The 10,229-nt window shown below is 62.4% G+C and carries 11 protein-coding genes and 1 pseudogene; 7 read left to right on the plus strand and 5 right to left on the minus strand.

Annotation, left to right across the window (positions count from 1 at the left end):
• Together GSQ79_RS28930 and GSQ79_RS08010 are read right to left on the minus strand one after the other, a co-directional pair.
• A pseudogene (locus GSQ79_RS28930) lies at positions 1-191 on the minus strand (hypothetical protein); the annotation flags it as partial.
• Positions 192-547: 356 nt separating this feature from the next.
• Positions 548-907 (minus strand): HU family DNA-binding protein, encoded by a 360-nt coding sequence (locus GSQ79_RS08010; RefSeq protein ID WP_158808191.1) that lies wholly within the window; start codon positions 905-907, stop codon positions 548-550.
• A gap of 255 nt (positions 908-1,162) precedes the next feature.
• Between GSQ79_RS08010 and GSQ79_RS08015 the strand changes: the two genes are divergently transcribed.
• Positions 1,163-1,813 carry a 2-hydroxychromene-2-carboxylate isomerase gene (locus GSQ79_RS08015; protein ID WP_246725179.1) on the plus strand — a complete coding sequence of 217 codons (651 nt, stop codon included), beginning with the start codon at positions 1,163-1,165 and terminating at the stop codon, positions 1,811-1,813.
• A gap of 182 nt (positions 1,814-1,995) precedes the next feature.
• Positions 1,996-2,232, plus strand: a complete 237-nt coding sequence (locus tag GSQ79_RS30285; RefSeq protein ID WP_158808193.1) for a cupin domain-containing protein — start codon at positions 1,996-1,998, stop codon at positions 2,230-2,232.
• A gap of 250 nt (positions 2,233-2,482) precedes the next feature.
• On the opposite strand, the gene GSQ79_RS30045 is transcribed toward GSQ79_RS30285, so the two are convergent.
• Positions 2,483-2,617, minus strand: a complete 135-nt coding sequence (locus tag GSQ79_RS30045) for a hypothetical protein (protein ID WP_256378999.1) — start codon at positions 2,615-2,617, stop codon at positions 2,483-2,485.
• 51 nt (positions 2,618-2,668) lie between these two features.
• Here GSQ79_RS30045 and GSQ79_RS08025 point away from each other — a divergent pair, with 51 nt between their 5' ends.
• A complete protein-coding gene (locus GSQ79_RS08025; protein ID WP_246725181.1) occupies positions 2,669-3,424 on the plus strand; it encodes a sulfite exporter TauE/SafE family protein in 756 nt (251 codons plus the stop codon).
• A gap of 128 nt (positions 3,425-3,552) precedes the next feature.
• On the opposite strand, the gene GSQ79_RS08030 is transcribed toward GSQ79_RS08025, so the two are convergent.
• Positions 3,553-4,959: a nucleobase:cation symporter-2 family protein gene (locus GSQ79_RS08030; RefSeq protein WP_158808194.1), complete on the minus strand. Its 1,407-nt coding sequence runs from the start codon at positions 4,957-4,959 to the stop codon at positions 3,553-3,555.
• A gap of 419 nt (positions 4,960-5,378) precedes the next feature.
• Entirely contained in the window at positions 5,379-6,584 is a 1,206-nt protein-coding gene (locus tag GSQ79_RS08035) for an MFS transporter (RefSeq protein WP_158808195.1), read from the minus strand.
• A gap of 64 nt (positions 6,585-6,648) precedes the next feature.
• Here GSQ79_RS08035 and GSQ79_RS08040 point away from each other — a divergent pair, with 64 nt between their 5' ends.
• From GSQ79_RS08040 to GSQ79_RS08055, 4 genes are all read left to right on the plus strand, one after another.
• Positions 6,649-7,479 carry a helix-turn-helix domain-containing protein gene (locus GSQ79_RS08040; protein WP_246725182.1) on the plus strand — a complete coding sequence of 277 codons (831 nt, stop codon included), beginning with the start codon at positions 6,649-6,651 and terminating at the stop codon, positions 7,477-7,479.
• Positions 7,480-8,319: 840 nt separating this feature from the next.
• Positions 8,320-8,547: a hypothetical protein gene (locus GSQ79_RS08045; RefSeq protein ID WP_158808196.1), complete on the plus strand. Its 228-nt coding sequence runs from the start codon at positions 8,320-8,322 to the stop codon at positions 8,545-8,547.
• 153 nt (positions 8,548-8,700) lie between these two features.
• Positions 8,701-9,114: a hypothetical protein gene (locus GSQ79_RS08050; protein WP_158808197.1), complete on the plus strand. Its 414-nt coding sequence runs from the start codon at positions 8,701-8,703 to the stop codon at positions 9,112-9,114.
• Positions 9,115-9,166: 52 nt separating this feature from the next.
• The gene (locus GSQ79_RS08055) at positions 9,167-9,856 is read left to right on the plus strand and encodes an MBL fold metallo-hydrolase (protein ID WP_158808198.1); all 690 of its coding nucleotides are present in this window, start codon (positions 9,167-9,169) and stop codon (positions 9,854-9,856) included.
• Positions 9,857-10,229: the final 373 nt, after the last annotated feature.

Raw genomic sequence — 10,229 nt, forward strand, 5'->3', positions numbered from 1 at the left:
GCGATCGAGCTCCTGCCGTCGCGCCACAGGTCATCATCCCACCAACGCCCGTCGCCAAGATGGAGGACGGTGCGACCGTGTGGCCGTGCGCACCGTTCACAGCGTCCCTTGGCTCTTCTGAAGCGGATGGACGCGGACAGTTGCACCCAGTCGATCGGGTAGAGCCAGCGATGCTGCGGGCGGATCGGCATGGACAACCTTGGTCGCGGCGCGCGCCCTACCGGCGCGAGCTCTAATCAGACCACGCAGGATTCCGCGCCGCAACCGCTGATGTCCGTCGAGAGCTTATAACCAGCTGCCCGTTTGTTTGGAGCCTTGATACCTCGCAAAGCTTGCGTATCGGCGGTGGTAAACTATTCCTCCGGATCGAGTGCCATTCCGCGGGAGACGGCTGGGTGTATCACCCGAGCGTTGAGCGTCGAACGCGGGCCGATGGATAGGCGAAGCGCTGCCGACGCGCCGGTCCGCACGTGTTCCGTCTCCCGCTCGCTGGACGCCGCCTGGTGCCGACGGCGGGCTCACGACCGAGCCCGAGCCCTGGGCCGGCCTACAGTTGATCCTTGAGATCCCGCGCAGTCGTGAACGCCACCCGCTTCGACGCCTTGATCTTCAACGCTTCACCGGTTGATGGATTCCGACCGTTGCGCGACGCGCGCTTCTTGACCTGGAACACGCCGAGATGGGCGATCTGAACCTTGCCGCCCTTCTTTAAGGTGAGGCCGATCTGCGCGAAAACCTCGTCGACGAAGGCCTTCCCGTGCGATTTCGGGATCTCGAAGGTTGACGCGAGCTTGTCGCCGAGGACGCCGGCCGTAAGCAGCGGAACGGCCTTTTTCGTAGCCGGCGCCTTCTTGGGTGGGGCGGCGGCCATCGCCTCGGCCTTCACTGTGATGGTCTTCTTCGCCATTGCTTCGCCGATCTTACTTCGTATCCGGATCCATCGCTCTAGTAACAGCAACGGATCGATTCGCAATGGCGGATGCCCGTGTTGCGGCGACGATCTAGGCCGTCGAACGCGATGCTGTACGGCCGCGATCGTAGCAGGGCCCGGCGGTATCGGGGCGAAACCAGGCGCAAGCATTGTATTCCGATCGAAGAGCGTCCTATCAAGGGACGGAAGCGATGCCCCATGGCGGCTTGCTTCCAGAACAGGAGCCGGACCGTGTCGCAAATCCGAGCCGACCCCAAGCCTGAGGTCGAGTACGTCTTCAGCTTCTTGTCGCTATGGTCCTACGTGGGCAGTCTTAAGTTTCAGGATCTGGTGCGCCGTAGGGATCTCGACGTCGTCTACACGCCGATCGATCTCCTCGCGATCTTCGCGGCGGGCGGTGGCAAGCCGGTGAAGGAGCGGGCGCCGCAACGGCAGGCGTATCGGCTTCTCGAGATGCAGAGGTGGCGCAGGATCAACGCTATACCCTTGGTTCTGCACCCCAGGTATTACCCGGCGGATCCGGCGCTCGCCCACCGCGTCCTTCTACAAGCGACGTCGGAGGGCAGCGACGTCGCCGCCTTCGTCCATGCCGGTCTCAAGGCTGTCTGGGCGGACGAACTGGACATCGCCGACCCACCCACCATCGCCAGCCTAGCCGATCGGAGCGGATTGGACGGCGACCGATTGATGGCAGGCGCCGACAACCGGTCCTTGTTCGAGCGCGCAGATCGACTGACGAAGGACGCGATCGCACGCCAGGTTTTCGGCGCCCCGTTTTACATCTACAAGGGCGAACCGTTCTGGGGCCAGGACCGGATCGAGATGCTGGAGGCGGCGATCGTCGAGGATCGCGAACCGCTCATCCTTCCCGATCTCTCGTGACGCCGATCGCCGCTGGTGCGGCGCGCCGAGGCCGGTCGAGCGCCGCCTCGAGCGCCAATGCGATGGCGGCACTCTTGATTGAAGTCAGGTGAAGTTTGCTTACAGCAACCCGCTCCGCTAGGAATACTTGGAGATACCAAGCTGCGGACGCCGACTGGATTGCGGAGATCGGGTTCCTCAGTTTGAATGCCGCCCCGGGACTGCGCATTCATTTCCACGACGAGATCCAGGTGACGATCGTGCTGGCCGGTGTGCGGGCGTTCAGGGTCCTCGGCCAGGAGATCGTTCTGAACGCGGGCCAATGCATCGTCTTTCCAGCCCGCGTTCCGCATCAGCCACTTCCGACCCAAAGCCCTACGGCATGCTTGAACGCGTATCTGCATCCACTTCAAATCGGGTTGGGTCGACGCGTGCTCTAGTCGAGGAGCTTCTGAGCCTTCATGGCATTGGGGCGAGCATCGCACCGGTGACGGGCATCTTCGAGCTTGGATCCGCTCTGGGAACGACGGTGCTCCTGCACGAACAGGCGAGAAGACCCGCGTCGGTCAGTGCGGTCGCAGCCCGGTCGGGCATGACCCGCGAAGCGTTCTCTCGACGGTTCCGCGGTGACCATGGCATTCCGCCCCATGCTTTTTCTGTCGCCTGTCAGCTCAGCGCCGTCCCCCGCTGTCAAGGGCTGACGGCGATCTCGCGGATGTCGCTGCGCGGACGGGCTTCGCCGATCAAAGTCATATGGGTCGGTTGTTTCGTGAAGCGCGTTCGGCGCGACATCCGGACGTTATCGGCAACGATCGCCCCGATCACATCCATTCCAGACACGACTTGCCGATGCTCCCTAGAAGACACGCAGGGAGGATGACGCTGAATTGGTTCACGTTACCTACTGTTGTTTTTTGCCGGGGTGGCTGGAAGCCTCGTCAACGCCTTGGCTGGCGGACGTTCCCGGCGATGCTTTACGCCGGTCTGCCGCCCGTGATCGCCAATGCGTCCAACGCGGTCGCCATCATGCCAGGTCATCTTCTCGCGGCGATCGCCGACCGGAAGCGCCTACCGCCGCCAGACCAGCGCATGATCGTGCTCTCCGCCACATCGTTGATAGGTGGCGTCGCAGGCGCCGTCATCTTAAGGCTCGTGCCCGAAACCGCTTTCACAAAGCCTATTCCGGCATTGATCGGTTTCGCTACGCTGCTCTTTGCGTTCGCGCCGACGATCCAGTCCTGGACCGCGGCGCAACCGCATCTGGGCTTTTCCAGCCAAGCAACGGCATCGATGGCATTAGGGCTCGCATCGATCTACGGCGGGTTTTTCGGCGCCGCCCTCGGCGTCATCATCACAGTCGTTCTATCGATCACCGAGGTCGGCGACCTCAGATCGATCAATTCCTTGAAGAACCTCCTTGCGGTCGGGGTAAGCTTCGCAGCGACGGCCATCTTCATCCAGCAAGGCCTGGTGCAATGGCCTGAGACATCCGTGATGCTTTTCGGTGCCTTGCTGGGCGGCTATGCTGGCGGCGGCTTGATCCGCATCCTGCCCGCGTCTTGGGTTCGAGCAGGCGTGATTGTGGCCGGCCTCTTTATGTTCGGCCTTTATGCCAAGCGGTACTGGCTCTAAGTATTCGCGGAGCAAGGGCGTCCGCAGGGGCGCCTGGTCGAAGGTCCGCCCCGAAGCAAGTCCTGCGCATAGACATGGGCGTCGCTTTCGCCAACAGACCGCCAACGCCGCCGGCGATCGCCAACGGTTCATCCATCCCGATCTCGCATGACGCGACCATTCGCGGACGCTGCCAACCAAGGATGATTGAACGCCGCGTTCAGCAGCAGCGCCACGACGGCGGTGAGCAGGATGGGATCGTTCACCACCGGCTGGAGGGCCGCCGGCAACGACTTTAGGAGTTGCGGCTGGACGATCGGGATCAGGCCCAGGCCGAGTGAGACGGCGATGATGAGCGCATCGTTCCGCCGGGCGTTGTAGTCGACGCCCGCCAGGATCTTTATCCCGGTCGAAGCCACCATTCCGAACATGACGATGCCTGCGCCGCCCAGCACCGATGGCGGAACCGAAGCCGCCAGGAAGGCGAGCTTCGGAACCAGGCCCATCGCAAGCATGATGACGCCGGCGGCGGCGCAGACCCAGCGACTGCGGACCCCTGTCAGGCTGACGAGGCCGACGTTCTGCGAATAGGACAGGTACGGGAAGGTATTGAACGCGCCGCCGATCAGGGTGCCTATCGCGTCGGCGCGCAGGCCTCGCTTGAGGTCGTCGGTGCTTATCGGGCGGCCCAGCACCGATCCCAGGGCGAGGAAGATGCCTGTAGCCTCGATGAACACGATCACCATCACGAAGCACATGATCAGGCAGGGGACCAGGTGGAACGTCGGTAGGCCGAATTGCAGCGGACGCACGACCCTAAACCACGGTTCCGATGCCAACCCGTCGAAGTCGATCAGGCCCAGTGCGGACGTCACGATGTAGCCGACGACGATCCCGACGAGAACCGCCACGTTCGCGAGGAACCCACGCCCGAAGCGGATCGTAGCCAATGTCGTGCCCAGCACGAGTGCGGCGATCGCCAACGACCTCATGGAGCCGAAATCACTTGCGCCCGTGCCACCACCGGTCCAGGCCGCGGCCACGCGGATCAACGCTATGCCGATCATCGTGAGGATCGAGCCGGTGACGACCGGCGGAAAGTAGGGGAGCATCCGGCCGACGAAGGGGATGATCAGCAGGCCGAACAGGCCTCCGGCGATCACGGCGCCGTAGATGCCGAGGAGGCCGATGTCCGGCATGGCCGCGATTGCCAGCATCGGCTGGATCGCGACCGCCGTGACGCCCATGACGATGGGGAGTCTGATCCCGACACTGCCGATGCCGATGACCTGGATGAGCGTGGCGATTCCACAAGCGAAGAGATCCGCGCTGATGAGAAGGGATAGCTGGTCCTTGGGAAGCTTTAGCGCCGCTCCGATTATTAGAGGAACGGCGACGGCGTTGGCGTACATTACAAGGACGTGCTGCAAACCAAGCGCTGCGAGTCGCGCCGCTGGCGGGACGCTATCGATCTCGTGCGTTACGCGATTGGCCAGCGTCTGCACGTCGTGCGAAGCATCGCTGATGCCGTCATGGATCAAAGGCTCACGCGACATCGATGCTCCTGTGTCCGGCGATCGTAGTTGGTCTGTCGGGAGACGACGCCGGGCGCGGATGGCGCGACGCACTCCCCCGGCATCCCGAAAGCGGCTAAGTGATCGTTGGGGGCGGCGATGCGACCGAACCCGATGTTTGGCTAGCCGACGCGCCCAGATGAGGCTGCGGGCGCAATGCAAGCGATATGCGATCGAGGGGGCTAGCGCTATTCCAAAGCCTTGAAGGAAAGGCTGAGATCTTCCCGTCTCGTTTCGATACCGGAGCTGATTTTTCTCGCAATGCCAGGACTTCGCGGATCCTGCCGATGCTCCCACCAATCCACGGGGCATCAAGGGGTGCAGGTGCGATGGGCCAAGCCGCGATCTGGCGTTTCCACCGGGCCCGTGCGTGGGCCCGGTGGAACGATGCGGTGCTTCCCCTAAAGCTGCTTTGCCGTTTCCACGTCCGGCAGCAACGCTGTCAGGAGGCCGATGACTGGCAGGAACGAGCAGACCCGGTAGACGAAGTCGATCCCGAAGTGGTCGGCAAGTCCACCCAATGCTGCTGCCCCGATACCTCCCACCCCGAAGATCAAACCAAACAGAAGGCCCGATACCATCCCGACTCGGCCTGGCAACAGGTCTTGCGCATAGACGACGATCGCCGGGAAGGCCGAGGAGAGCACCAGCCCGATTACGACGCTCAATCCGATCGTCACGGGAAGCGTCGCGTAAGGTAGGACGAGCGCGAAAGGCAGGGCCCCCAGTATCGACCCCCATATCACCCTTCTGCGTCCGATCCGATCGCCGAGTGGTCCTCCCGCGATGGTGCCCAGAGCGACGGCCGCGAAGAACACGAACAGGCAGACCTGTGCATTCTGCGTCGTCAGGTCGAAGCGATGCATCAGGAAGAACACGTAGTAACTCGTGAAGCTCGCGAGATAGATGAACTTGGAAAAGAGCAGCGCGATCAGCACCGCCATCGCCCGGCGGACTTGGTTTGGCGGCAAGGTGGCGTGCCGAGGCATGGGACCTCTTGCCGGTCGGCGCGCATGTCCATTGCTTTTGTACCAGTGCGCCAGTCCCGTAAGGACAACGATGCCGGTCAGTGCAGCGAGCGCGAACCACGCAAGGCTGTTTTGACCTCTTGGCAGGACGAAGAAAGCGGCGAGCAGAGGCCCGAGCGCCGAGCCGAAGTTCCCGCCGACCTGGAACAGGGATTGCGCCAGTCCGTGCGCGCCGCCGGAAGCCAGCCGCGCGATCCGTGACGATTCGGGATGGAAGATCGACGATCCGAGACCAAGCATCATGCCGCCCGCCAAGAGGACGGCATAGCTTGGAGCATAGGCGAGCGTGACGAGCCCGATCATCGAGGCGCCCATGCCGAACGGCAACGAGTAGGGCTGCGGCCTGCGGTCGGTGTAGAGGCCGACCAGGGGCTGCAGGATCGATGCCGTCATCTGATACGTCAGGGTCAGGAAGCCGATCTGCGCGAAGCTGAGATTGAATCCGCCTTTGAGGATCGGATAGATCGCGGGCAGGAGCGCCTGCATCATGTCGTTCAGCAGATGGCAGAAGCTGACGGCGCCCAGCACGGGAAAGACGGTTCCACCGGCCTTCGGCCGATCAATGACGATTTGGTTCACGAGATCTGTCCTGTCTTCGGCAACGTCCGAAACGCATTGCGCTCGACGTGCCGCGAACCTAAGGATGGACGATCGGGCCCGCCACCGCCTGCAGGCCTATAACCTACGCGAGTGGGCCATGGTCAGAAACATCCGTGTCGAAGCGGTCGACGAAGTTGCACGGCCCCTGATCGCAGCGGCCAACGAGCATCCGGACGGCCATGTCATCCCTCCGCATCGGCATCGACGAGGTCAGTTGATCTTCGGCGCGAGCGGCACGATCGTGCTCGCGACGCCACAGGGGACCTGGGTCATGCCGCCCCGCCGCGGCATGTGGATACCGCCCGGTGTCGTCCACGACGTGCGGATGCTTGGCATGACAAGCATTCAAAGCCTCTATCTGGAACCGGAGCACGCCGGCGACATGCCATCGCGCTGCCAGGTGGTCGGCATTTCTCCTTTCCTGCAGAGCCTGATCGCCGAAGCGCAGGAGATTCCAGTCGATTACGATCTGGAGGGGCGTGGGGGCGCGTTGATGTCGCTCATCCTGCATGAGATGCGACGGTTGCCGGTGCTGCCGCTATCCCTGCCGTTTCCAGACCATGCCCCGCTGGCACAAAGATGTCGGCTTTTCGTGCTTAAGCCGTCCGTGCACGAGACAATCGACGAGTGGTGCACACCGCTCGGGATCAGTCGGCGTGCGTTCACACGTCTTTTTCGACGCGAGACGGGCCTGAGTTTCATGACGTGGCGCCAGCAGGCATGCCTTGTCGCCGCCCTTCCGCGCCTTGCTTCGGGGGCGTCGATAACGACCGTTGCCATCGATTTGGGCTACGACAATCCGGCCGCGTTCACGACCATGTTCAAGCGTGTGCTTGGGGAGGCGCCCAGAGCATACCTGAAGCAACGTCGTTAGGGTCGCGACCATCTCTGAAGGAGATGTAGCCGCCCTGGCATTTGGCCATCGCGGTTCCAGGCCGTCGCGCCGATTATCTTTCTGGCCGTTGGCGACCACCTTCAGCAGTGGAGAGGCCGCTCATTCGCGGCGACCGCAGCCACGCGCCATACCCCTCGGCCCTGGTCAGCAACAACGGCATGGCCTTCGGATGGTTGGGCGGAAGACTCCGCTCGGTCATAAGGAAGCTGGCTTTAGATGACGGTCTGGCGCCATTTCGATGCTTGTCCTTTGACCAGCGTGAACGTCGCGAACGGGCGCGCGGCCTAAGGTCGGGCCGCAAACCAACTGACTTTGGTCTCCGCAGAGCGGCCGCGATGGTGAGAATGAACAGCGTGCCTTACCTGAAGACCGTTCGGTCCCATACTAACCCCGCTCCATCCGCCATCGCTTGAGTCGCAGACGTTCGATGAAGTCTATGGCACGTTTCGCAGCCGCGGTTTCGCGACCGCAATTTACCAGGACTACTTTAGCTGCCAGGTAGACCTCATCATCGCTGCGGCCTCTCGGATTGGACAGGACCTCCGCTGCCTCTCGACTGGTCATCAGACGTTCCCCTACGTCATCAGAACGCCGCACTTGCGACCGAGTTTCATCAACTGAAGGTGAGAAGAGGCGCGCTTCAATGTACCTCACACGCGTCCAGGTAGTTCTCCAATAACCGACTTGCGTATTTGCAGTAATGCCTTGGCTGTCAATCTTATCGAGCGCTAACTATTTGCTTGCGATCTTTCCCCAAAAGGATAAGCGCGTTCCAATATTCCGAGGGCTGGGCGAATGCCAACGTACTGCGTCAAGAGCTTGAATTTCGACTACGAGACCTTCTGGGTCTACGCTATTGACGAGTGGGATGCACGCGACCAGATTGCCAGGACGCTGAAGCTTGATGTCCATAACGAACGCAGGTTTGATTGCGCCGAGGCCCCCAATCTGCGGTTGGAGCTCGACGTGATTGTCCATCGCGACGGTACGAGGACCGGCATCGTCCGTCCACCGTCTCTCGACTTTGGCCATTACGATCGCTCCTAGACCTGAGCCCTGGTGGGCAGATTTCTGACATCGGGAACGATGTTTCTGGTCCATGCTCGCGCCCTCGGGTAGGCAGGAACTTGAGGGAAGGCTCCTGATTGGTCCCAGTGACGCGGCGGCTTCGTCTTTGAAACAATAGGTGCGGGAGCTTCCATGAAGACGCGTCGGTCATTCTGGAGCGGCCTTGCGGCGTTGCCCCTCCTCTCGGCCTTCAGCGGGTCGGCCAGGGCCGAGCCGGATCCGGCCCCGACGAGCCAGCCCGGCATGGAGATGCTGACGATCTTCCTCCGCCACGACGAGACCAAGACGGTCGACGCGATCAACGAGCACCTGAAGGAGACCGGCTGGTTCGACCACTTCCGGCCGCCGGGCGTCGAGGTCGTCTCCTGGTACGTCATGATGGGCATCGGGCAGGTCGTTACGATCCGCTTTCCGGCGGAGCGTCTGCGTGACGTCAACCGTCTGATCGAAGGCGAGGCGTGGGGTGGTTATCGGACCGAATTCTACCCCACGTATGACTACCGAGCCCTGTATGGCGAACTGCAAGTCAAGATGAGGAAGCGGTAAGCCTGGGCTTCCGCTGTCGGTCGACTGAGGACGCGTTGGGAGGCAGGTAGCGATGGCAGTGGCTGGGTTGATCGCAGGGCTTCATATCATCCCGGGCCTCGTGAACGTGTACCTGCTGGAAACGGCTGACGGCTTGGCGGTGGTCGATACTGGCTTTGCCCGCGACACGGCCAAGATCCTCGATGGGATCGCTGCGATCGGCCGGGCGCCGGAGGACGTGCGCCACATCCTCCTTACGCACGCCCATCCCGATCATATCGGCGGAGCGGCCGCGCTGAGGAAACGGACTGGCGCCCGGGTTTATGCGCATGGCCTCGATGCGCCGATCATCGAAGCCGGCGGCCCGGCCCGGCCCATCCACGCCGCACCGGGATTGCGCAACATGATCGTGGCGGCCCTCCTGAGCCGGCTGCCGGGGAAGACCGCACCCACGAAGGTCGACGGTCTGCTGCATGATGGCGTCGCCGTTCCGTTCGACGACGATATTCTGACGATCCACATCCCCGGGCATTGCGCCGGACAGGTCGCGTTCCTCTGGAAAAGGGCAGGGGGCATCTTGTTCGCGGCCGATGCCTGCATCAATCGCAAGGGAATGGTGCTGGCGGCGGCGCAGGAGGACGTGGGCGAGGCCCGGAGCAGTCTGACGAGGCTCGCCGGCTACGCGTTCGAGGTCGCATGCTTCGGTCATGGTCCGCCGATCATGGCCGGAGCAGATCGGGAGTTCAGGAAGCGCTGGCTTTAGGAGCGGATCGGCGTGGCGGATGCGGTGATGCAACGCATCGCTATGATCCTCGTGACCTGGCGACGTAGGTCAAGTTCGACACGGGACCGCACTGAAACTCGACCCGCAATGGCTTCGCCACTTCGCAGTGTTTTCGTGGCATAGCTGGTCTGTCTCAACCCCAGAGAACCTTTGCCTTGGCTTTCGCGTATCCATCTGCTGATTGTCGCGAGGTTGAGTAATTGCCCACTTTCGAATTAAGGCCGCTGGATCCCGACGACGAGGATCGGCTCTGGGTTTACGCGATCGACGAATGTGTCAATCGGCGGCGAACTTTGGCTCTGACTCAATCTGCGTGCAGTTCTCCAACGAGACGAGCGCGGAGAAGATCGAG

The organism is Beijerinckia sp. L45, from assembly GCF_009765775.1.
GTDB lineage: Bacteria > Pseudomonadota > Alphaproteobacteria > Rhizobiales > Beijerinckiaceae > RH-AL1.